The 20,933-nt window shown below is 36.9% G+C and carries 27 protein-coding genes; 14 read left to right on the top strand and 13 right to left on the bottom strand.

Going from position 1 to position 20,933, the window contains the following annotated elements:
* Positions 1–58 precede the first annotated feature (58 nt).
* Genes CDOM16190_RS00910 through CDOM16190_RS00900 form a run of 3 tightly spaced genes read left to right on the top strand, consistent with a single transcriptional unit; the run spans position 59 to position 2,250 of the window.
* Positions 59–1,081 (top strand): metallophosphoesterase, encoded by a 1,023-nt coding sequence (locus CDOM16190_RS00910; RefSeq protein WP_502707492.1) that lies wholly within the window; start codon positions 59–61, stop codon positions 1,079–1,081.
* Positions 1,082–1,891 carry a phosphatidylserine decarboxylase gene (locus CDOM16190_RS00905; protein ID WP_170018491.1) on the top strand — a complete coding sequence of 270 codons (810 nt, stop codon included), beginning with the start codon at positions 1,082–1,084 and terminating at the stop codon, positions 1,889–1,891.
* 11 nt (positions 1,892–1,902) lie between these two features.
* Positions 1,903–2,250, top strand: a complete 348-nt coding sequence (locus CDOM16190_RS00900; RefSeq protein WP_170018490.1) for a hypothetical protein — start codon at positions 1,903–1,905, stop codon at positions 2,248–2,250.
* Positions 2,251–2,302: 52 nt separating this feature from the next.
* Here CDOM16190_RS00900 and CDOM16190_RS00895 read toward each other — a convergent pair whose 3' ends face one another.
* From CDOM16190_RS00895 to folD, 11 genes are all read right to left on the bottom strand, one after another.
* Positions 2,303–3,040: a DNA alkylation repair protein gene (locus tag CDOM16190_RS00895; RefSeq protein WP_170018489.1), complete on the bottom strand. Its 738-nt coding sequence runs from the start codon at positions 3,038–3,040 to the stop codon at positions 2,303–2,305.
* 12 nt (positions 3,041–3,052) lie between these two features.
* Positions 3,053–3,535, bottom strand: coding sequence for a DUF6622 family protein (locus CDOM16190_RS00890; RefSeq protein ID WP_170018488.1), 483 nt, complete (start codon positions 3,533–3,535; stop codon positions 3,053–3,055).
* A 25-nt stretch (positions 3,536–3,560) separates the two neighbouring features.
* Entirely contained in the window at positions 3,561–4,664 is a 1,104-nt protein-coding gene (gene ychF, locus CDOM16190_RS00885) for a redox-regulated ATPase YchF (RefSeq protein WP_170018487.1), read from the bottom strand.
* Positions 4,664–6,115, bottom strand: a complete 1,452-nt coding sequence (locus CDOM16190_RS00880) for a leucyl aminopeptidase (RefSeq protein WP_170018486.1) — start codon at positions 6,113–6,115, stop codon at positions 4,664–4,666. The genes ychF and CDOM16190_RS00880 overlap by 1 nt, the downstream gene beginning before the upstream one ends.
* A complete protein-coding gene (locus CDOM16190_RS00875; RefSeq protein WP_170018485.1) occupies positions 6,105–6,701 on the bottom strand; it encodes a DedA family protein in 597 nt (198 codons plus the stop codon). Before CDOM16190_RS00875 ends, CDOM16190_RS00880 begins: the two co-directional genes overlap by 11 nt.
* A gap of 1 nt (position 6,702) precedes the next feature.
* Positions 6,703–7,251 carry an adenine phosphoribosyltransferase gene (gene apt / locus CDOM16190_RS00870; protein WP_170018484.1) on the bottom strand — a complete coding sequence of 183 codons (549 nt, stop codon included), beginning with the start codon at positions 7,249–7,251 and terminating at the stop codon, positions 6,703–6,705.
* A 16-nt stretch (positions 7,252–7,267) separates the two neighbouring features.
* Positions 7,268–7,600 (bottom strand): hypothetical protein, encoded by a 333-nt coding sequence (locus tag CDOM16190_RS00865; RefSeq protein WP_170018483.1) that lies wholly within the window; start codon positions 7,598–7,600, stop codon positions 7,268–7,270.
* On the bottom strand, positions 7,597–8,049 hold the full coding sequence (gene rpiB / locus CDOM16190_RS00860; protein WP_170018482.1) for a ribose 5-phosphate isomerase B: 453 nt from the start codon (positions 8,047–8,049) through the stop codon (positions 7,597–7,599). The genes CDOM16190_RS00865 and rpiB overlap by 4 nt, the downstream gene beginning before the upstream one ends.
* A gap of 101 nt (positions 8,050–8,150) precedes the next feature.
* Positions 8,151–8,795: a site-2 protease family protein gene (locus tag CDOM16190_RS00855; RefSeq protein WP_170018481.1), complete on the bottom strand. Its 645-nt coding sequence runs from the start codon at positions 8,793–8,795 to the stop codon at positions 8,151–8,153.
* A 6-nt stretch (positions 8,796–8,801) separates the two neighbouring features.
* Complete coding sequence (gene lepB, locus CDOM16190_RS00850; RefSeq protein ID WP_170018480.1) at positions 8,802–9,668, bottom strand: signal peptidase I; 867 nt, start codon at positions 9,666–9,668, stop codon at positions 8,802–8,804.
* Positions 9,669–9,671: 3 nt separating this feature from the next.
* On the bottom strand, positions 9,672–10,523 hold the full coding sequence (folD, locus tag CDOM16190_RS00845) for a bifunctional methylenetetrahydrofolate dehydrogenase/methenyltetrahydrofolate cyclohydrolase FolD (protein WP_170018479.1): 852 nt from the start codon (positions 10,521–10,523) through the stop codon (positions 9,672–9,674).
* Positions 10,524–10,607: 84 nt separating this feature from the next.
* On the opposite strand from folD, the gene CDOM16190_RS00840 reads away from it, so the two are divergent.
* From CDOM16190_RS00840 to CDOM16190_RS00800, 9 genes are read left to right on the top strand one after another with little or no spacing between them, the layout of a single operon-like run.
* The gene (locus CDOM16190_RS00840) at positions 10,608–10,979 is read left to right on the top strand and encodes a c-type cytochrome (RefSeq protein WP_169942476.1); all 372 of its coding nucleotides are present in this window, start codon (positions 10,608–10,610) and stop codon (positions 10,977–10,979) included.
* Positions 10,969–12,255, top strand: a complete 1,287-nt coding sequence (hemL, locus tag CDOM16190_RS00835; RefSeq protein ID WP_170018478.1) for a glutamate-1-semialdehyde 2,1-aminomutase — start codon at positions 10,969–10,971, stop codon at positions 12,253–12,255. Before CDOM16190_RS00840 ends, hemL begins: the two co-directional genes overlap by 11 nt.
* Positions 12,248–12,535, top strand: a complete 288-nt coding sequence (locus CDOM16190_RS00830) for an AtpZ/AtpI family protein (RefSeq protein WP_170018477.1) — start codon at positions 12,248–12,250, stop codon at positions 12,533–12,535. Before hemL ends, CDOM16190_RS00830 begins: the two co-directional genes overlap by 8 nt.
* On the top strand, positions 12,535–13,095 hold the full coding sequence (locus tag CDOM16190_RS00825) for a hypothetical protein (RefSeq protein WP_170018476.1): 561 nt from the start codon (positions 12,535–12,537) through the stop codon (positions 13,093–13,095). The genes CDOM16190_RS00830 and CDOM16190_RS00825 overlap by 1 nt, the downstream gene beginning before the upstream one ends.
* Before the next feature lie 4 nt (positions 13,096–13,099).
* Complete coding sequence (locus CDOM16190_RS00820) at positions 13,100–14,299, top strand: MFS transporter (protein WP_249934079.1); 1,200 nt, start codon at positions 13,100–13,102, stop codon at positions 14,297–14,299.
* A 16-nt stretch (positions 14,300–14,315) separates the two neighbouring features.
* Positions 14,316–15,980, top strand: a complete 1,665-nt coding sequence (gene fliK, locus CDOM16190_RS00815) for a flagellar hook-length control protein FliK (RefSeq protein ID WP_170018475.1) — start codon at positions 14,316–14,318, stop codon at positions 15,978–15,980.
* A 22-nt stretch (positions 15,981–16,002) separates the two neighbouring features.
* Positions 16,003–16,269 carry a FlhB-like flagellar biosynthesis protein gene (locus CDOM16190_RS00810; protein ID WP_169974077.1) on the top strand — a complete coding sequence of 89 codons (267 nt, stop codon included), beginning with the start codon at positions 16,003–16,005 and terminating at the stop codon, positions 16,267–16,269.
* A 12-nt stretch (positions 16,270–16,281) separates the two neighbouring features.
* Positions 16,282–16,848: a CheB methylesterase domain-containing protein gene (locus tag CDOM16190_RS00805; protein ID WP_170018474.1), complete on the top strand. Its 567-nt coding sequence runs from the start codon at positions 16,282–16,284 to the stop codon at positions 16,846–16,848.
* Positions 16,838–17,680: a CheR family methyltransferase gene (locus CDOM16190_RS00800; protein ID WP_170018473.1), complete on the top strand. Its 843-nt coding sequence runs from the start codon at positions 16,838–16,840 to the stop codon at positions 17,678–17,680. Before CDOM16190_RS00805 ends, CDOM16190_RS00800 begins: the two co-directional genes overlap by 11 nt.
* Here the strand turns inward: CDOM16190_RS00800 and CDOM16190_RS00795 are convergent.
* Complete coding sequence (locus CDOM16190_RS00795) at positions 17,677–18,879, bottom strand: MFS transporter (protein ID WP_170018472.1); 1,203 nt, start codon at positions 18,877–18,879, stop codon at positions 17,677–17,679. The two genes, CDOM16190_RS00800 and CDOM16190_RS00795, sit on opposite strands and share 4 nt — an antisense overlap.
* 112 nt (positions 18,880–18,991) lie before the next feature.
* Complete coding sequence (locus CDOM16190_RS00790; protein WP_170018471.1) at positions 18,992–19,432, bottom strand: copper resistance protein NlpE N-terminal domain-containing protein; 441 nt, start codon at positions 19,430–19,432, stop codon at positions 18,992–18,994.
* A 114-nt stretch (positions 19,433–19,546) separates the two neighbouring features.
* On the opposite strand from CDOM16190_RS00790, the gene CDOM16190_RS00785 reads away from it, so the two are divergent.
* Both CDOM16190_RS00785 and CDOM16190_RS00780 read left to right on the top strand, forming a co-directional pair.
* The gene (locus CDOM16190_RS00785) at positions 19,547–20,461 is read left to right on the top strand and encodes an SPFH domain-containing protein (protein ID WP_170018470.1); all 915 of its coding nucleotides are present in this window, start codon (positions 19,547–19,549) and stop codon (positions 20,459–20,461) included.
* Between the two features lie 16 nt (positions 20,462–20,477).
* Positions 20,478–20,870 (top strand): NfeD family protein, encoded by a 393-nt coding sequence (locus CDOM16190_RS00780; RefSeq protein WP_170018469.1) that lies wholly within the window; start codon positions 20,478–20,480, stop codon positions 20,868–20,870.
* Positions 20,871–20,933 lie beyond the last annotated feature (63 nt).

Below are 20,933 nucleotides of genomic sequence, written 5' to 3'. Positions count from 1 at the left end.
CATTTTAATGAATTTTGTTGGCTACAGAGGGTTGTTTGCTAAAACCGAAGGACGAAGTTTGCATAAATTTTTGCTCGCGGTCTTTTTTGCTACTCTTGCCGTTGGCGGCGTGCTGCTAGCTTTTTCGCTTAGGTTTAACTTCTTAAATGCCCAGTTTAGGCTTGCGTTTTCACTCATGCTTGCGCTTAGTTTTATACTCTTTTCGTTTGTGCTAGTTTCAAATTTGATCATCGTCTTTTTTAGACCCGTCACAAAGCGTGTTTTTAGCAAAAGCAGACGTAAATTTTTAAGATTTTATCTTGATGTCACTATATTAATCCTTGCTCTTAGCTACTTTTTTAAAGGCATGTATAACGCCTCGCACGTCCCACAGGTTAAACCTCAAGAAGTAAGACTAAAAGGACTCAAAGAGCCTCTTAAGATAGCGATGATAACGGATGTGCATTTGGGCGATTTTTTAGGCGTGCCTTTTGCCAAAGCTTTGGTTGAGCGTATAAATTTGCTTGATGCCGATGCGGTTGTGATAGTAGGTGACATAGCCGATCTTCATCCAAAAAGGCTTGGCGAGTATATAGCTCCTTTTGCTGAGTTTAAGTCGCGATATGGAACGTTTTATGTGCCCGGAAATCACGAATACTATCACGGTATCGAGGGAGCTCTTAAAGAGATATCAAAGATAGGCATTAAAGTTTTAGGCAACGAAAGCGTGCAAGTAGGCGGTATAAATTTAGCAGGAGTTTACGATCTAATCGGTTATAGATATAAGTTTTACGAGCCTGATTTAGAGGCCGCGCTTAAAAACACGGATAAAAATTTGCCGACTGTATTGCTGGCTCATCAGCCTAAATTCATTAGATATATGCACAAAGACGTTGATCTTGTGCTTTGCGGGCACACTCACGGCGGACAAATTTTCCCATTCTCGCTTCTTGTAAAGCTTGATCAGAAGTATTTAGCGGGACTTTATCAAGTAAATGATAAAATGCAGGTGTATGTAAGCAGAGGTGCGGGATTTTGGGGGCCTCCGGTGAGAGTTCTTGCGCCTAGCGAAATTTCTTTGTTGGAGCTTAAAGGAGAGTAGATGAGAAAGAAAATTTCTCAAATTTTTGGCAAAATCGCAGGAACTAAATTTCCGAAATTTATACAAGATTTTATAAATTCAAACTACGTCAGACACTTTAAAATCGATATGAGCGAGTTTAAAAATCCGCAAGATTACGAGAGTTTGACCGCGCTTTTTACCAGAGAGCTTATGATACCTAGAAAATTTGATGAAGCCAAAGAGGTGCTTATAAGCCCAAGCGACGGGCTTTGCCTTGAGTGCGGTATTAGCAATTTAAGAAAAGCTATTAGTATAAAAGGACACGAATACTCCATAACCGAGCTTTTAGACTCCGCTTTGAGCGAAGAGGATGCTGGTCGTCAAGAGGAGTTTGTCTATGCCAATATCTATCTAAGTCCTAGGGACTATCACCGCTATCATGCTCCTTGCGATATTGAAATTTTAAGCGCTCTTTATGTCCCTGGAGATTTATATAGTGTAAGCGTCAAGGCTCTTGAGAAAGTTGAAAATCTATATGCCCTTAACGAAAGAGTTGTTTTAAAGTGTAGAATTTCAAATAAAAAGATAGTTTGGCTTGTATTTGTCGGAGCTTTAAACGTTGGAAAGATGAAATTTATTTTTGATAATAGAATTCAAACCAATGCGATGGCCTCATTTGTCCAAAGCTATGAGTATGAAAATTTAAGTGTCAGAAAAGGTGAACTTTTGGGTTATTTTGAGCTAGGCTCCACGATTGTGATAGTCGGTGAAAAAGATAGCTTAGAGCTTAATCTTTTTAACTCTAAAGTTTTAAAATTCGGCGACAGTGTCGGAATTATAAAGGCTTAAAGGGAGACAAGATGGGAACTCAGCTGATTGAGCAAACAGAACTAAAAGAAATGATCGAATTTAAAGAGCGTATAGAGAATAATACAGTAGTTGAGTTTTGGGAAAACTCTGAAGATTTCGAGCGTCTAGCCAATACTACTGTTAAGACTATGCGTTATGTCAATGAAGAACAGATTAGGGAATTTGCTCAAGGTATAAATCAGATGAATGAAAAGATCTTAAATCTTACATTCGAAGGCGTTAAAAAGCACTACGAAAAGCAACACGAGAGTGTTGGCAAAAAGCAAAAAATTAATATCGCCTGTGCATTTGCGATAGGACTTATTGTTGGAGCGGTACTAGTTAAATTATTTTTCTAAATTTGACGCTGGAGTGCCTGGCAATTCTTAAGCCCAAACTCTGGCGTTTGCTCTAAATTTTAATCTTTCTTGTGGCGTGTTTTACTATCCACTGCGTGTTTTGATTTTTGGATTTCGCCCATTTGCCAAGAAGCTCTTTGGCTGCGTCAAAATTTAGCTTTAGATAGTCATTCATATGATTTGCCACCGATCTTTGCACGAATTTTACATTATCCTCTTTTAAAAGCTCTAAAATTTCAAAAACAGGCTTTGGATCATCTATGAAATTTTCAAGCTTACTAGCCCACGGAAGCTTCGGACGCAAGCCCTCAGATGCAAGACGCCTTAGGTGAAAGTTGCTAGACTTTGCCCAGTTTCGCATAACTTCTAGCATTTTGTTGGGATATTTTCTTATAAATACTCTTATCGCGTATTCGCCTGTGTTTCGCTTAGTTATCTCGGCAATCGCGTTTATGGATGTTTCAAAGTCGTCAATTCCGTAAATTTCAACAAATTTGCCGATAGGAAGCACCCAATAGTAGTTTTTAAACATACCTGTTTCGTTTGGATTTTCTTCGCCTAATATGCTTGTTAAAATTTCTATTTGGCTTTTGTAGTCTAAATTTAGCGCGGAGTTAAGCTCTCTTGCGTGAAGCTCTATCCTACCTGAATAGGCTAGATCATTAACCTTGCTTACTATATTTTTTATATATTTTTGTTCGTCAAATTTGGGATATACGGCTTTAATCTTGCTTGATAAAAGCTCTGCTAAATTCACGCCAAAATGTTGTGCTAAGCTATAATCGCTCATTAAATTCCTTTTTTATCTTAAACGTAGTATTACTAAAATTCTAGCGGTAAATATTCCGCTAAAAACTCCTAGTATAAAGCTTGCTGAGCTTATAAATAAATTTGATTTAAGTATTTCAAGATTTCTAGCTTCGCTATAAGCAACTATATATTTTGTAAAAAAAATTGCCATCATGATTACTATATAGACTTTATTGCCCTTGATTAAAAACAAATCCGAAGATATTTTTGTGATTTGAGATTTAAATTTGTATAAACCTATAATAATACCCAAAATAAGACCTATTAGCCAACTCAAAGATGAGCAAAATAAAAATCCGAATGACGATAAAAGGCTAAAAATTGAAAAGACTAGCATTAAAATAGGAAAAACAACCGCTTTTGTAAAGCATAGAGTGCGATCAAAGCTTTGCTTGTAGCCTAGAAAAATCAAAGCGATAAATATCACAAAAACCCACCAAGGCGTATGTAAAATAGCCTCGGTTATAGTATTCATGACTTATTTTATCGCTTTGATTAAATTAAACATTAAACCTAAAGTGCATCACATCGCCATCTTGCACGATATACTCTTTGCCTTCAAGACGCATTTTGCCGGCTTCTTTTGCGCCTGTTTCTCCGCCGCAAGCTATGTAGTCATCGTAGCTGATTACCTCTGCTCTAATGAAGCCTCGCTCAAAGTCGTTGTGAATTACGCTTGCGGCTTTTGGAGCTTTCCAGCCTTTTGTGATCGTCCATGCTCGCACTTCAATAACGCCTGCAGTAAAATAGCTTATCAAATTTAGTTTAGCAAAAGCGGTGCGAATGATCTTTTCAAGGCCGCTTTCGTTTGCACCAAGCGAGCTTAAAAACTCGTGAGCCTCCTCATCGCTTAGACCCACAAGCTCCTCTTCTATCTTAGCACACAGCTTTATCACCTCATGACCCGAACGAGCCGCAAATTCGCGAAGCTCTTTTACAAATTTATTATCTTCGCTAATTCCGTCTTCATCGACATTTGCACCGTATATGACCTCTTTTGCGCTAAGCAGTCTTAGCTCTTTGTTTAGGCTTATATATGCCTCTTCATCTCTTCCCTCAAAGCTGCTTGCGCTTTTGCCCTCGTTTAGGTGCGCTAAAAGCCTATTTGCCATTTCAAGCGCCTCTTTTGCACCTTTTTGATTGGCTTTTGCATCTTTATTCAGGCGTTCGATTTTTTTATTTAGCTGCTCGATATCGGCTAGGATGAGCTCGGTTTCTATGATTTCTACATCTCGTACCGGATCTACGCCGCCTTCTACGTGAGTGATGTTTTCATCCTCAAAGCAGCGCACGATATGAAGTATGACCTCGGTTTCTCGGATGTTTGAAAGAAATTTATTTCCAAGTCCTTCTCCCGAGCTTGCACCTTTAACAAGTCCCGCGATATCGACAAAATCTATAGTAGAATACTGAATTTTATTTGGATTTACGATTTTAGCTAGCTCGTTTAATCTCTTATCAGGCACCGGCACGACGGCCTTGTTTGGCTCGATCGTGCAAAACGGGTAGTTTGCACTCTCTGCGTTTTGCGCCTTTGTAAGAGCGTTAAAAGTAGTTGATTTGCCGACGTTTGGAAGTCCTACTATACCTACTCCAAGACCCATTACAGCTCCTTTGCAAGTGCGTTAAGATAGTATAGATTCATTCTTACGCCCGCACCCGTTGCGCCTGATTGGTTGTATCCCCACGCTTTTTCGGTATATGCAGGACCTGCGATATCTTGATGAATCCATTTATCTTTAAACTCTTCTTTTATGAATTTATCAAGGAATATGCCGGCCGTGATGGCTCCGCCGTATCTACTTGAAGCGGTGTTGCTAACGTCTGCTATCTGGCTTTTTACAAGCTCTTTTAAAAAGCGGTTAAATTCTAAGATAGAAGCAAATTCACCGCTTTTTGCGCTTTTTGCCTTAAGCTGGCTCTTTAGCTCCTCGTTATTTCCCATAAGCCCTATGGTGTATTCTCCAAGACCCACTACGCAAGCGCCCGTAAGTGTCGCCATATCGATTAAGATATCAGGCTTTAGCTCTTGCGCCCAGCTTAGGCAGTCAGCAAGTACCAAACGACCTTCTGCGTCCGTGTTTCTTACTTCTATGCTTACTCCTGAGCGTGAGATCAGTACATCATCAGGCTTGTAGGCGTTTCCTCCTATCATATTTTCAGTGGCTCCGCAAACAGCGTGAATTTCAAAAGGCAGCTCAAGTTCGCTTGCTCCCTTAATGATACCAAGCGCCGCAGCCGCTCCGCCTTTATCGGCTTTCATCGTAAGCATATAATCAGCAGGTTTTAAGCTAAGACCACCGCTATCGTATGTTAAGCCTTTGCCCACAAACACGATCTTCTTTTTAGGAGATTTTGGTTTATATACTAGATGGATTAGGCGAGGCGGATGAACAGAAGCTCGATTTACGGCTAAAAATGCGTTCATATTCTCTTTTTTTAGGAATTTTTCATCGTAAATTTTGCATGTTACGTTTTTTAAATTTTTAGCTAGAATTTGCGCGTCTTCAGCCATTTTGACCGGAGTATAAATTTCAGGAATTTCATTTACGATATCTTTGGTGAAATTTGCCGCATTTGCCATTATCTCACCATGCTTGATACCAAGTTGGGCTTTTGATATATCAACTTCTTTGCCGTTAAATTCCTCCGAGCTAAAGATGATCTCATCTAGTGCGTAAGCTTCTTTTTTCTCTTTATATTTGTTAAATTCGTAAGCTCCAAGCACAAAGCCCTCAACCAAGCTTTGAAAGCTCATTTTGGCACATTCTGCTAAGTAGCTTGCAAGCTTGAGTTTTTTGACGTTTAGCCCCTTGATGGCGTTATAAGCTTTTGCCGCAGCTAGTCTAAGCTCGTCAAATTCAAGCTTTGCTACAGGGATATAAAGCCTTGCGTTTTCTATCAGAAGTAGTGGACTATCACCTTTGTAGTTGCTAAATTTAAAGCTTTTTTCATCTTTTATAAATTTATGTTTTAAGTTTTTATCCACGACGAAGATCAGCTCCAAATCGGCTTTTATGGCATCTATTTTTTTATTGACTATACTAAATTGCATTACGTCTATTTTTCCTTTCGTTTAATATCTTGTTTTCTATCCTTTTAAATCCATACAAAAGCGCCCCAAGGAAGGTTGCAGCGATAGGTATTGCTATATACCAATGCTCTTTTGCCTTATCTAAAATATCTAGTATATGCTCTCCTAAAAAATATGCAGGGATGATTGTTATCGCAGCCCAACACCATGCGCTTATTAAATTTATAAAAGCAAATTTTTTGGCATCATATCTTGTAAGTCCTATACTCATAGGTATTACAGTCCTAAGTCCGTACATATAGCGCTGAATAAAGATGATCGGCCATCCGTTTTTCTTAAGAAGCATATGGGCTATTGCGAATTTTCTTCTTTGGGAACGTAGTTTTTTGGATATAAAATTTTTATTATATCTCCCTATGTAAAAATAGACTTGATCTCCTGCAAATCCGCCAAGTCCTGCTATAAATATAGCAAGTCCCAAATCCATCTGTCCCGTATGAGACATGATACCTCCCATTATAAGAGCCATCTCTCCTTCCATCATACACCATATAAAAAGTATAATATATCCGTATTTTGTAAGAAGATCTATAAAAAAAGCCTCCATATTAGATCTCCAAAATACTATAAATTTTTGTAAGAGGTTTTAGATTCTCGCTTCCTTTAAGCTCTTTTAAATCTATTAAAAAGCACGCTTCAACACACTTTGCGTCGGTTTGATTGATTAACTCAACCGAAGCTTTGGCCGTGCCGCCGGTGGCTATGAGATCATCTACCAAAAGCACTCTAGCATCCTTTTTATCGCCAAATGCATCTATGTGAATTTCTATCTCGTCAACTCCGTATTCAAGCGAGTATTTTTGCGAAATCGTTATATAAGGCAGCTTTTTAGGCTTTCTAATAGGCACAAAAGGCATCCTAAGTCTTGCCGCGAGAGCCGCCCCGAATATAAATCCGCGCGATTCTATACCTGCAATAAAGTCGATCTCAAAATCCTTATATCTCTCAAATAGATGATCCATTAAAAAGTTAAAAGCTTCGGCATTGTTTAAAAGCGTTGTTATATCGCGAAAAACAATTTCAGGCTTTGGAAAATCTTTAATACAGCGTATTGAATCTAATAAAAATTCTTTATCTTTTTGACTTAACTCTCTCATGATTTGTCCTTAAAATTTATAGTAATGCTTCGATTTTGCCCTCTAGCTCACGAATTCTCTGTCTTAGCTTGTCATTTTCTAAGCGGTATTGAGAATTTCTCGTGCGAAGGGCGTTTGCATCATTTTTTACCTTGCCGAGTTCCTCGGTTAGAATATCGATATTGCCAAGACTTCTTTGTAATTGAACTTGAAGCTTTCTGATAACAACTTCGGTATCTTGGAGGTTATCTTTCATAAAATCTTTTGTAGATCTTTCTTTTTTAAGTAGAGTTTTGAAGTAAAATACCATCACAACCAAATATATGCAAATGCAGATTAAAAATGTAAGTATGAGCCAATCAGCTATCATAGTTGCGCCCTGCAGCAGCCCAGTTTGTCCACTCTTCTTAGATGCCTTCCTCCTGCAAATTCGGTTGAGAAGAATTTTTTTATCATCTCTTTTGCATCCTCTGGCTTTGTGGTTCTTGCACCAAAAGCGATTATATTTGCATCGTTATGTTCTCTTGCCATGGAGGCTGTGTATATATCGTGACATAGCGCACACCTAATGTGCTTGTGCCTATTAGCGGCGATTGATATTCCAATACCCGTTCCGCAAATTAAGATTCCATATTCGTTTTGGTTTTTTAATTTTTCAGCCATTAAATTTGCAAAATCAGGATAATCTACACTTGCTTCGGAGCTGTTTGTACCAAGGTCTATAGCTGTTAAATTTAAAGTTTGTAGAAATTTTTTAATCTCATCTTTTAGTTCAAATCCTGCGTGATCGCTTGCTATAAAAATTTTCTCGATCTTCATTAAGTAGTCCATAAGTTTATTAAATTCAGCAATTATATCAAAACTACTATTAAAGAAAAATTTTCTAAATTTTGCAACTAAAATTTGCGCTTTTTATTTAATTAAAGCGCAAATTTGACCATTTCAAGCATATATCTTATAGGATAAAAAACATAGTCTTTAAGCGGTGAGGCTATGATGAGAATAAGTATTATCATTCCGTAACGTTGAAGACTAGAAAATAAACTCGCGATTTTATGAAGATTTATGGATCTTAGTGTGTATTCTACAGCTTGAGAGCCATCAAGCGGAGGAATGGGATATAGATTAAATAGTCCTAGTATTAAATTTACGAGCATTAGCATAATTAAAAATTTTTGTAAATCCGCTTGAAAAATCCCGGTTTTTATCATAAAAAACGATATGGTTGCAAGAATAAAGTTATATATAATTCCTGCAAGAGATACCAATATCATTGCCTTATATCCACCGTTTCTAATAACAGTATATCCGTTTATCGGGACAGGCTTAGCCCATCCTATTACAAATCCTGCGGTAAGATATAGCAGTCCTGGAACTATGATGGTTCCGAAAGGATCAATGTGTTTAATAGGATTTATGCTAAGGCGACCGAGATTTTTGGCTGTATTGTCTTTAAATTTATAAGCGACCCATCCATGAGCTATCTCGTGTCCTACGATAGCTATGGTAAGTGCTATGACAAGAGTAATTATCTCTAGGATATCGATATTTTCAAATCCGCTCAAATTTTATCACTCTATCTTAGTGCCGTCATCATGCCCTTCTTTCATGGCATTTTGAGCATATATAGGATCGTTTTGGATGCTTTCTATTGATTTGCCGATTCTATTCCATCTTATCTTGTACTCGTTATCCCAGCTAAAGTAGACAAACCAAGGCTTTCCTACGATATCTTTGTATGCAACGCTTCCCCAAAAGCGGCTATCGTTCGAGTGATCTCTATTGTCTCCTACCATGAAATACTCATCATCTGGAACCTTGAAGTAAAATGCATTAAACGGCAGGTCTTTTATCTTGTCAAGCTCATTGACTATAACTGGTTGCATGGCAAATTTACCTGCATTTAAGTAGTATAGTGCCTGTTCAAATAAATTTACCTTTTCATCATAGTAAATTCCTGGAAATTTATAAGGCTCTTTTACAAATAGCTTGCCCGCTATCGTTATCAAGCTCTCTTTTGGATAATTTTCTTTGATAAATTCCTCTCCCTCTTTAGGGTGTAAAAATAGGGCTTTTTCTGTAAATATTACCTCATCTCCTCCGGTTGCAAAATTTCTCTTTACATAGTGAATTTTCTCATCGTGAGGATATCTAAAAACAACTATATCACCTCGCTTTGGTCCATCTCCGTTTATAAGGTGTCCGTTGCCTCTAAAATCTGGTAAAACTTTAAGTTCTATCCATGGAATTCTAGGGGTAGGGATTCCGTAGCTAAATTTTTTAACAAAGAGATGATCGCCTATTAGGAGTGAATTTTTCATGGAACCTGACGGAATTACAAATGCTTGAGCTATAAAAAATATAACAAGCAGGACAATTACTACAGTGCCTGTCCAGCTGTTTGAGAAGTCTAAAAATTTATTAAATGCTTTTTTCAAAATTTACGCCTTTTTTACTCTGTTTTTGGCTGATTTTATGGTGTTTGAAAGCAGCATGGCAATCGTCATCGGACCCACTCCGCCGGGAACCGGCGTGATATAAGAGCATTTTGGCGCTACAGAGTCAAAATCCACATCACCTACAAGTCTTCCGTCATCAAGTCGGTTTATGCCCACGTCTATCACGATAGCGCCATCTTTTACCATATCTTCGGTTACAAAAAACGGCTTTCCTATCGCAGCTACGAGGATGTCTGAGTTTTTGCAAATTTCTTTTAAATTTTTGGTTTTGCTATGAGTTACGGTAACCGTTGCGCTTGCGTTTAGGAGTAAATTTGCCATAGGTTTGCCTACGATGTTGCTTCTTCCGATTACGCATGCGTTTTTGCCGCTTACGTCTATGTCGTACTCTTTTAAAATTTCCATTATGCCAAGCGGTGTGCAAGGCACAAATCCGTCAAGTCCGCTTGAAAGTTTGCCGACGTTTATCGCGTGAAAGCCGTCTACGTCTTTGTTTGGGCTTATGCTTTCTAAAATTTTATCCGTGTTGATGTGCTTTGGAAGCGGAAGCTGGACTAAAATCCCGTCTATGCTATCGTCTAAATTTAAAAGATCTATTAGTGCTAAAAGCTCGCTTTGGGTTGTTTGTTCGGGTAGCCTGTGCATGATGGATTTGATATCGCAAGCGTGGCAGGCTTTTTCTTTTGAGGCGACGTATGTTTGGCTTGCCTTGTCCTCGCCGACTAGTATCACCGCAAGAGCAGGCTCAACGCCTGAATTTTTAAGCTTCACGGCTTCGTTTTTAACTCTTTCTTTCATCTTTGCGCTTACGGCTTTTCCGTCTAGCAAAATCATAACCAATCCTTTATGCTGTTTTAATCACAAAGATTGTATCATAGCTAATTTTATATTAAATTTTACAAAAAACGAAAAGGGCGTATGAGAAAATTTATTCTGCCGATCTTGCTTTTTAACTGCGTTTTTGCAAGCGATTTTATAACCAAAAACGAATACGCCAAGATGCTTTACTCAAACCCGCGCGGCATAGGATGCGATAAGTGCCACGGCAAAAAAGGCGAAGGTGCGCTCATAGCTAAATTTAAGCACTTTGACAAAAAGAAAAATGAAATGGTTGATGCAGAACTAAAAGCTCCTCGTATCAACAACCTTGATTTTTGGAAATTTAGCGAAGCTTTAAAGCGCCCAAAGGACGTTATGCCAAGCTATTTTTTAACAGATGAAGAGACGCTTTTGTTATACGAATACGTAAAAAATTTCAATGATGATAAGGACAAAAAAGATGACAAATAAAGAGGCTTTCAAAGAGGCAAAGAGCTATATTCCAGGTGGCGTAAATTCGCCTGTTCGAGCATTCGGTAGCGTTGGCGGCGAGCCATTTATGGTAAGTTACGGCAAGGGAGCTTATCTTGTGGATGTAGAGGGAAATCGCTATCTTGACTTTATTCAAAGCTGGGGACCGCTTATATTTGGACACTGTGATAAGGATATAGAAAATGCTGTCATAGAAACTGCTAAAAGAGGACTTAGCTTTGGCGCGCCTTGTGAGCTTGAGACGAAGCTTGCCAAGCTTATTTGCGATGAGTTTGAAAATGTAGAAAAAATTCGTTTCGTAAGCTCGGGCACGGAAGCTACGATGAGCGCAATAAGAGTTGCAAGAGGATACAGTAAAAAAGACGGACTTATCAAATTTGAAGGCTGCTATCACGGTCATAGCGATGCGCTTTTGGTTAAGGCGGGAAGTGGTGCTACGACTTACGGTAACGCTTCAAGTTCCGGAGTGCCTGAAGATGTCGTAAAAAACACATATTTAGCTAAATATAATGATTTAGCAAGTGTTGAAGCGATATTTAAAAGCGGTGCACAAATAGGCGCGGTGATAATCGAGCCGATTGCCGGAAACATGGGGCTTGTGCCTGCTTGCAACGAGTTTTTAAAAGGGCTTAGAAGGCTTTGCGATGAGTATAAAGCAGTTTTAATCTTTGATGAGGTAATGAGCGGTTTTAGAGCGAGCAAAAAAGGCTCTTTTGAATTTAATCATATTTTAGCTGACATGGTAACTTTCGGCAAGGTTATAGGCGGAGGAATGAGTGCTGCTGCATTTGGCGGAAAGGCTAAGATAATGGACTGCTTAAGCCCTGATGGAAGCGTTTATCAAGCGGGCACGCTAAGTGGAAATCCGGTAGCTATGGCTGCTGGTATAGCATCTGTTAGTAAGATATATAACAATTTTACCATGTATGAAAAACTTGAAAATTTAGCCAATATGCTTATGACAGGATTTAAAAAAGCTGCCGATGATAACGGGTTTAAAATGCAAATTTGTGTTCGAGGCTCTATGTTTGGATTCTTTTTTAATTCATCTGAGGTAAAAAACTATGATGATGCTTTAAAGAGCGATACAGCCCTTTATGCCAAATTTCATAAAAAAATGCTTAAAAAAGGGGTTTATTTGGCTCCAAGTCAGTTTGAGACAGGCTTTATATGCAGTGTAATGAGTGAGGAAGATATTAAATTTGCCGTAAAAGCCGCAGAGGAATCTTTGCGCGAGATAAAAAACAATGGCTAAACTAAATTTTGGCGAGATCGTAAAAGGTGCAGAGCAGCTAAGCCTTGGCATATCTATGGTAGTTGCAGTTGCCATAGGAACAGGACTTGGATTTTGGGTCATGAAGCAGACAGGCTGGACTTGGACATTGTTTGTTGGTATGGCTTTTGGTATCGCAGCAGCCATTTTAAATGTCAAAAAGGCTTATAATAGAGTTAAAAAGAGTATGGACGAGCTTAAAGACGAGACAAAATTTAAGCCTGCGCCATATGATGAGGATGATGAAGAGGAAGACAAATAGTGTCTGTAGCTAGAAGGCTTTTAGCTATTTACGGTATTTTTGAAATTTTGCTTTTAATAAGTTCTTTTTTTATGGGCAAAAGCTGGTTTTATAGTACTCAAGTAGCGTTTTTTGGCTCTCTTTTAATCTTGTTTGCGACATTTAAATCTTATCAAAGACGTGTTCTTTCAAGGGTTGAAAACGAGAAATTTATCTTAGACGATGACTATTATGATGAGGATGAGGGTAGTGAATGGGGTGAAAATTTTACCGAATATACAGATGATGGTAAAAAAATCCTAAAAAAAGGCGAGAAAGCAGAAGAGATTTTAGAGCAAGAGCTTGATCCTAAGGAAATTTTAAAAAAAGAGAAAGAGGCTATGAAAAATATGCCTAAATTTGCAAATTTGCATACCGCTCTTGTGCCTTTTAGACTCATTGCCTACGCTGTTTTGGTGCTTGGATTTTTGGCTTTAAATAGACATGGAAATTTAAATATCATAGGATTTTTAATCGCTCTTGGCATTATGCCGATAGGAGCTTTGGTTTATGGAGTAATGAGTCGTGCAGACAAGCAGTAGAAGAATGATAAAGACAATGATCCCGCTATTTTTCGGGATAGCGCTTCTTTTTGTAGGAAACGGACTTGTGGTAAGTTCGGCAGGAATTGAACTGAAAAAGATGGGAGCGGGTGAGCTTGAAATAGGTCTTGTAATATCCGTCTTTTTTATAGGGGCTATGCTTAGCACGATAATATCGCATAAGATCGTATCAAAAGTTGGTCATATTAGAAGTTTTGCCATATTTTCGTCGATATTTGGCGTCTGTGCGATGTTTCATGAGCTAAGTCAGAATTTGTACCTATGGGCAATTCTTAGAGGTGGTCTTGGATTTTGTTACTACTCTATTTTGATGATAGCTGAGAGTTGGCTAAATACTAGGGCAAGGGATCAGATAAGATCTCGTATTTTAGCCTTTTACGAAGTTGTTTTCTACTCATGTTTTGGTCTTGGAATTTTGATCTTAGGATTTGATCTAACCAGCTCTCAAGTATTTTTAATAAGCGCCGCCTTTATTCTTTTATCAAGCATTCCGCTTAATTTAAACCGCATCAAAGAGCCGCCAATCCCTGAAAAAAGAAATATAAGCATACCTAGTATATTTAGCTTAGTTCCGCTAGCTCTTATTACAAGCATAGTTGCCGGAGTTTTGGTAAACGGCTTTTTTTCTATGGCTAGCATATATATACTACTTCAAGGATATGATGCTAAAGAGGTTTCGTTTTTTATGACTATTGCGATGGTGGGGGGATTTATAGGCCATTGTGTTATAGGTTCGCTTTCTGATCGTTTTGGTAGAAGACCTGTGATAATCGGCTGCTCTGTTATATCTTTAATTGCGGCGATTATATTTATATTATTTGATGCGGGCATAAATTTACAATACATATTATCGTTTTTCTTAGGGTCTGGAGTTTTTTGCTTATACGCTTTGGCTCTTGCAAGGGCAAATGATATGCTTGAGTATAAATCAAAATCCATAGAGATAGGACGGGCTATACTATTTAGCTACTCTCTAGGCTCATTATTTTCTCCTATAATAATGGGCGCTACTATGTATTTTTTTGGTCCTCAAGGTTTTATTTGGGTCTATGTAGTGCTTTTAATATCTTTGATTATTTTTGCACTTACTCAAAAAACTATTCCGATTGAGAGTAGAAAGAGCTTTGAACATAGCCCTGGAACTATAGCCAATGTCACTGTAAGCACGAAGCACAAGCGATAAATAGCGATTTTATAGTATGGAAATTTTAAGAAATTTAACCTCTGCTAAGATAGGTCTAGACCCAAATCAATTAAAAGGCTCCGAGACCAAAGAGGGTAAAACTCTATTTAAAAATCAGCCTCAAAATTTACCGACTCAAATAGATTCAGAAGTTTCTATTAACGATATAGGCGATATCAATAAACTTGTAAATAGGCTTTTAGACGAGCTTAAGACAAGCTCTAGCAGTGCAAAGATGGCTGAAATCGCAAATCAAGCTAAAGATTTGCAGGTTTCGCCAAATTTAGTAAAAGATCTGAAATCTTTAATAAAATTAGCAGATCAAAATCCTGACTTAAAGCCATTTGTTGATAAATTAAAGAGCTTTTTAAAACCTGTTGCAGAACTTAAGGCAAGCGCCTTAAATGAGCAGATAAAAAATTCCGGAATAATGCTTGAGGCCAATTTAAAAGACGTTATAGTAAATAAAAATATCCTTCCGGCTTCAATAAATAAACTTTTTGACGATATTAAAAACTTATATAATTCCAAGCTTTTAAATCAAATTTTAACTCTAGCCAAAGATAATAGTTTAAACACTAACGAGAGCTTTGAAAAACTAAGTGAAATTTTAAAAAACGCAAAAATTCAAAACAAAGAAATTTTAAATAACTCCTCTATAAAGTCGCTTTTGGAAAATAGTGCAAAGCTTGAAAATATAGTTAAATTTCTAGATAAGCAGGCTAATGCAATGAGCGAAAAAGGGCTTATTTTAAGTGAAAAAGCAGTAAAAAATGAGATTAATAAAATAAATGAACTGATAGCAAATTTAAAGACTAAAATTCCAGAAATTTCAACAGAAAAACTAAGTCAAAATAGAGCCTATAGCTCAAATTTAAAAGAGCTTTCAAACCTTATAAACGAGGTTGAAAAAGCTATAGAAAATACGGTAAATCAACCAAATGTGATAAATTCATTTGTCGAGCAAATTTTAAATAAAGGATTTAGTGTAGAAAATTTGAGTTTGCAAGATAGATTAAAAGCGGTCGCAAATAAGCTAAATCAGGCGCTAAATTTAGCTGATAAAATAGGATTTGAAGCAAAGACAAATATGGATGAGATAAATAGACTTTCAAAGCAGCAAAATTTGGCTCAAAAAGATATTAAAAACATTCAGCCAAAGATCACAGAAGAGAGCATAAAAGCACTTCAAAACGATGTTAAAAGCGTGCTTTTAAATATACAGACAAAGAGCGTTTCCGACCCAAATTCTCAAATAAATCAGCTGAGCTCAAAACTGATAGCTCAAATAGAGATGCATCAGCTCGTATCAAGTATGGCAGGGGGCATTGAGACCTATCTTCCTTATGTTTGGGATGATGTTGACGGAGCTAAAATCGCCTTTAAACGCGGTAAAAAGCAAAAGCACTATGCGCAGATAGATTTAAATTTCCAGAAGCTAGGCAGTATTAATATAGTTTTAGGACTAAGTGAAAATAGATATATAGATATATCCATAGCAACTCAAAAAGAGGAGTTTAAGCAGCTGATTTTAAGCGGCGCCAAAGAGCTAAAAAGGGTCATAAACGATCAAGGTCTAATACTTTCTAATTTTAGTTTAAAAACAATGCCAAAGCTCTCGTTAAATACGCTTTATAATGATTTTGATAGACTTAATATGGGATTTGACAGGATAATATGAGTTGTGATTTAAGGATTTTGTTTTGGCGAAGGTAAAGACTAAAAAAGCAGTAGCTTTAGGATATAATCGTTCAAAAGATAATGCACCCAAAGTTTTAGCCAGCGGATCTGGCGAAGTGGCCAAAAATATAATAAATTTAGCAAGATCTAACGATATCCCTATAAAAGAGGATGCGGATTTGGTAGAACTATTAAGCAAGGTGGATATAAATCACGAGATTCCGCCTAATCTTTATAAGGCAGTTGCCGAGGTTTTCGGATTTCTTTATAGAATGACAAATAAAAAATAGATCGGATAAAATTTGAAGAGAAAATTAGTATTAGTAGGAGCTTCTACCGGAGGTCCGGGACATTTAAAGAAGCTTTTTAGAAATTTAAAAATACATAATACGAGTGTTGTTATAGCCCAGCATATGAGCTTGATGTTTATACCGAGTTTTGTAGATCAATTTGGCAAAGAGTGTTGTGTGGACGTGGTAAGGCTGGAAGGCAAAACAGAGCTTAAGGATGCTATATATATATGCGAAAAGAATTCCGAAATAACTACATGCAGGCCACTTAGCGCAAAAGTATGTGATCTTATTAAAGAGACTACATATAATCCCAATGTAGATATTTTGTTTAGCTCTGCTGTTGAAGCTTGTAAATTTTGTGATGTTATGGCAATACTTCTTACCGGTATCGGAGACGATGGGGCAAGAGGCCTAAATGAGCTTTATAAGGCCGGAGCAAACTGTATAGCGGAAAGTAAAGAGAGTGCGATAGTATATGGTATGCCAAAGCGTGCAAAAGAGATAAATCCAAATCTTAAGTCCATGTCTATTTATCAAATAAGAGCTGAGCTTGAAAGGTTTATAAATGTTTTTTGATAAATTTAAGAAAGATAGTATTACATCAGGTGTAAAAGACACAAAAATACCTCCTTTGCCTAGCGATAGCTCGGGGCTTGATAGGCTGATAGATAATATTAAGAGTATTTGCGGGGTAGATCTTGAATCAAAAAAAGATATCGTAAGGCATCGTTTGGCAAATTTTTGCCAAGCCAACAGTATTGCCACATTTGAAAATTTAAGCCTAAAGATTAGTGTCGATAGATCCCTTAGACAAGATATACTAAACCTCATCACAATAAACGAGACATATTTTTTTAGAGAGCTTACTCAGCTTCAAGCAGCAATCTATCATGCTAAAAATTTAGGCATGGTGCGCATACTTTGCGCCCCTTGTTCTAGCGGAGAGGAGGTATATTCTCTAGGGATTTTAGCTCATTCAAATTTACTTAACACCTCTGAAATTTCAATTACCGGCATAGATATAAACTCAGAAGCTATAGATAAGTGCTTTGAGGGGCTGTATTCTGAGCGATCATTGCACCGTTTAAACGATACGCAAAAGAAGCTCTATTTTGATAGAGTGGATGATAAATTTAGGATAAAAAAAGAGCTTTTGCCAAGGTGTGAATTTAGCTTAGTAAATATCTTTGATGATTCTATTTTTAGATTTGGCAAATTTGATATTATATTTTCTAGGAATATGATTATATATTTTAACGAAGAGTATAAGCTAAAGACCGTCGAGAGATTTCATAAAATTTTAAACGACGGCGGAAGGCTTTATATGGGACACGCTGACTTGGTGCCTTATACCAATATATATAAGAAGCTAACATCGCCAAATGTGACTTATTACACAAAGGTCTAGTCTAGGGTATCTTTGTATTTTTTATAAACTATACTCCAATATATCGCCCCTAAAAAAAACATACATCCCATTAGTATCGTAATACCCCAAAGTGTAAATCCAAGCTTAAATAGCATTCCTATACTGGCTGATGTTATGGCCCCTATTCCAAGATAAATCATATCGTTATATGCTATTATGCGTCCATGATACCTCTCATCGCATTTGCGCTGAAGCAAGGTATATGTATAACTCCAAAGTGTCGAAGTAAAAAATCCTGCCGCCATAGTGCCTAAAAATCCAAGATAGAAGTTAAACTGTAAAATCCCCCATAGGCAGACCCCCACCCCGTGACCTATATAGATATAGACTAAATTTTGATTATTTATAATTTTACTCATAAGGATAGGACCGCTAATAAGGGCTATCGCTCTACAGGCATTTATAAAACCTATTACAAGAGAGGCCGACAAAATTTCTTTATACTGATAATCGGCTAAAAGTGCTACAAGAGCGTCGTAAGATGTTACCCCTACTATTCCGTGAAGCAAAATCAGGTGTATTATGATAGGGGTTTGTTTCATGTATGAAAGTCCGCTTTTTAGCATCTGCATAGTAGAGGCTGAAGTTTTTGTAAACTCTGCTTTGATATTGATTTTTAATAGGATAAGAAGAGCCGCTATATATAAGATACAGTCAAGTAAAAATGCGCTTTTAATGCCAAAAAAATGTATATAAATACCCGCCAGCCCCATTCCGGCCGTATATGAAAATGCCCATATTAAAGAGTGAATTTCGTTGGCAAGCTTTAAGTCGTCTTTGTTTAAAATTTTAGGGAAAAGGCTCATTTCTACTTGAAAATATGTTCCTCCTGCGCCTGCTCTTATGAAAATGATTGCGAAAAGTAGCCAAATCATATCCAAGGAATCTATAAAAATGAGCATAAACACCGTCACAGCCTCTACTATAGTAAGCACTACAAGCATCGGTTTTGGACTAAATTTATCGACTAAAATCCCGCTAAAGGGTGCCAAAATAACTCCCGGTAAAAAGGCCAAAGCGGCAGCCGTAGTTATAGCCCATACAGGGGCTTTAAGCTCTATTAACAGTGTAAAAACTCCGGTGTGCGAAAACCAAATTCCAAAGTAACATATCAGTTGAATAAGTGAAAGGCGAGTAAGGATTTGATCCTTTTTTAGTAAAGTGATAAATCTATTCATTTATGATTTTTTACTTGCTCCAATTCATATCTAAAAACGTAAATTTATCAAATTTCTCATAATTTTTCCTAAAAAAGAGGCAAGTTAAACTAGAAAATTTATTTATTTGGTTTTAATTTATAGTTTCCAAAGGCCTGTATATTACCTTTTGCCAAATCGGCTCTTTGACAAAAATATCTTTTGACTCGATTCTGATTAAATTGACTCCGTCAAATCTATATTTGCTTTTCTCTCTATATTGATTTATAAGAGTTACAGTGTCTCCATCTATCGAGTAAAGACCAACTTCAAGGATTTTTTGAACATTTTTTTTGTTAAGTATGGTCTCGATTTCAAAGCTTTTATTTTTATTTAATGTAAGTGTGCTTGTAGCGGTTTCGCACTCTTTGCATATTAGGTTTGCCAAAAATGTGCTAGGGATTTTTATGTTTTGAATTTTACAGGCAGTTGTGCTTGCTGTGTTTTCGCACTCTACTTTAGGTTTATTTAAATTTTGTGAAGCACAGCCCGAAAAAATCACTATACTAACTATAAAAAATACTATCTTTTTCATCGGCTATCCTTTAAATTTTTTGTGATTATAACTAATTTAAATTATAGTTAGATAAGTTTAAATCTTTTAAATCCATATGTGTTATAATTGTTTAAAATATATAAAGGATAAAAAATGTATAGCGAAGCATTTATCGTTTTTGTAGTTATTGTAGCCATTTTAGTTTTTTTATTTTTAAAAGCTGGTATTAAAATCGTATCTCAATCGGATATCATGATAATTGAGCGTTTAGGAAAATTCCATAAGGTTTTAGACGGTGGATTTCATTTGATTATTCCTTTTATAGATAGGATTAGAGCCGAAATAACAGTTAGGGAGCAACTTGTGGATATTTTAAAACAGCAGGTTATTACAAAAGATAACGTAAATATCTCTGTTGACGGCATAGTGTTTCTAAAAGTAACCGATGGAAGGATGGCTCTTTATAATGTAGATAGCTATAAAAAAGCTATCGCAAATTTGGCCATGACAACCCTAAGAGGCGAGATAGGCGCTATGAATCTTGATGATACGCTAAGCTCTCGAGATAGACTAAACGCTGCGCTTCAAACAGCTCTTGGTGATGCGGCTAGCAACTGGGGAGTAAAGATCATGCGCGTTGAGATCTCCGAAATTTCAGTTCCTGCTGGTATTGAAGCGGCTATGAATATGCAGATGAAAGCCGAGCGCGAAAAGCGCGCCATCGAGCTTAAGGCCCAAGCTGAAAAAGAGGCTTTGATACGAAATGCAGAGGCTTTAAAACAAGAAAAAGTGCTTCAAGCTGAAGCTATCGAAAGAATGGCAGATGCTAAAAAATACGAGCAAATAGCCATCGCTCAAGGTCAAAAAGACGCGATGGATATGATAAATGAGAGTATGGAAAAAAATGCCAATGCAGCAGAGTTTTTATTGGCCAGAGACCGAGTAGGTGCTTTTAGTGAGCTTGCAAAAAATAGTAGCAAGGATAAAATTTTAGTGCCTTATGAGGCAACTGAGCTAATCGGAGCTATTAGTGTTTTAAAGAACTTTATAAGCACTAAGAAAAGTTGAAATTTAGGAAAATAAAATGATATCTCCGTTTTTAGTCTTAGCTTTAGGTGTATTTTTGATAGTAGCCGAACTACTTATAGGATCATTTTTTATAATGTTTTTTGGCCTAGGATTTTTGATAGTAGGAGTTTTTGGATTTTTTATCGAGATATTTTGGTATCATCAAATTTTATTTGCAGCTATTATCTCTGTTGTCTTGCTTTTTACTCTCAAAAAGCCTATAAAAAATCGATTTTATAACTCTAAAAACGAAGTTAAAGATGATTTTTTAAACGAAAGTGGAATGGGAGAAGTAAAAGAGGGTAAGATTTATTTCAAAGGAACCCTTTGGAGCTATGATAGGGAGCTAAAAGATGGAGAAAAGGTTCAGGTAATTGGAACTAAAGGAAATAAGGTTATATTGAAATAATTTGCTACTTTATCATATTTAAAACCATTTTTAGCTACACTTTTGCAAATTTAAACAAAGGAA

This window comes from Campylobacter sp. RM16190 (assembly GCF_012978835.1).
Lineage (GTDB): Bacteria > Campylobacterota > Campylobacteria > Campylobacterales > Campylobacteraceae > Campylobacter_A.
The sequence above is the reverse complement of the archived record's forward strand: the minus strand, read 5'-3'. Positions and strand labels throughout refer to the sequence as shown.

Bases quoted from the DNA above. Each gene is read 5' to 3' on its own strand.
- CDOM16190_RS00905 (WP_170018491.1), top strand. From the start codon at position 1,082: ATGAGAAAGAAAATTTCTCAAATTTTTGGCAAAATCGCAGGAACTAAA.
- CDOM16190_RS00900 (WP_170018490.1), top strand. From the start codon at position 1,903: ATGGGAACTCAGCTGATTGAGCAAACAGAACTAAAAGAAATGATCGAA.
- CDOM16190_RS00895 (WP_170018489.1), bottom strand. From the start codon at position 3,040: ATGAGCGATTATAGCTTAGCACAACATTTTGGCGTGAATTTAGCAGAG.
- CDOM16190_RS00890 (WP_170018488.1), bottom strand. From the start codon at position 3,535: ATGAATACTATAACCGAGGCTATTTTACATACGCCTTGGTGGGTTTTT.
- ychF (WP_170018487.1), bottom strand. From the start codon at position 4,664: ATGGGTCTTGGAGTAGGTATAGTAGGACTTCCAAACGTCGGCAAATCA.
- CDOM16190_RS00880 (WP_170018486.1), bottom strand. From the start codon at position 6,115: ATGCAATTTAGTATAGTCAATAAAAAAATAGATGCCATAAAAGCCGAT.
- CDOM16190_RS00875 (WP_170018485.1), bottom strand. From the start codon at position 6,701: ATGGAGGCTTTTTTTATAGATCTTCTTACAAAATACGGATATATTATA.
- apt (WP_170018484.1), bottom strand. From the start codon at position 7,251: ATGAGAGAGTTAAGTCAAAAAGATAAAGAATTTTTATTAGATTCAATA.
- CDOM16190_RS00865 (WP_170018483.1), bottom strand. From the start codon at position 7,600: ATGATAGCTGATTGGCTCATACTTACATTTTTAATCTGCATTTGCATA.
- rpiB (WP_170018482.1), bottom strand. From the start codon at position 8,049: ATGAAGATCGAGAAAATTTTTATAGCAAGCGATCACGCAGGATTTGAA.
- folD (WP_170018479.1), bottom strand. From the start codon at position 10,523: ATGATTTTGCTAGACGGAAAAGCCGTAAGCGCAAAGATGAAAGAAAGA.
- CDOM16190_RS00840 (WP_169942476.1), top strand. From the start codon at position 10,608: ATGAGAAAATTTATTCTGCCGATCTTGCTTTTTAACTGCGTTTTTGCA.
- hemL (WP_170018478.1), top strand. From the start codon at position 10,969: ATGACAAATAAAGAGGCTTTCAAAGAGGCAAAGAGCTATATTCCAGGT.
- CDOM16190_RS00830 (WP_170018477.1), top strand. From the start codon at position 12,248: ATGGCTAAACTAAATTTTGGCGAGATCGTAAAAGGTGCAGAGCAGCTA.
- CDOM16190_RS00820 (WP_249934079.1), top strand. From the start codon at position 13,100: ATGATAAAGACAATGATCCCGCTATTTTTCGGGATAGCGCTTCTTTTT.
- fliK (WP_170018475.1), top strand. From the start codon at position 14,316: ATGGAAATTTTAAGAAATTTAACCTCTGCTAAGATAGGTCTAGACCCA.
- CDOM16190_RS00800 (WP_170018473.1), top strand. From the start codon at position 16,838: ATGTTTTTTGATAAATTTAAGAAAGATAGTATTACATCAGGTGTAAAA.
- CDOM16190_RS00795 (WP_170018472.1), bottom strand. From the start codon at position 18,879: ATGAATAGATTTATCACTTTACTAAAAAAGGATCAAATCCTTACTCGC.
- CDOM16190_RS00790 (WP_170018471.1), bottom strand. From the start codon at position 19,432: ATGAAAAAGATAGTATTTTTTATAGTTAGTATAGTGATTTTTTCGGGC.
- CDOM16190_RS00785 (WP_170018470.1), top strand. From the start codon at position 19,547: ATGTATAGCGAAGCATTTATCGTTTTTGTAGTTATTGTAGCCATTTTA.
- CDOM16190_RS00780 (WP_170018469.1), top strand. From the start codon at position 20,478: ATGATATCTCCGTTTTTAGTCTTAGCTTTAGGTGTATTTTTGATAGTA.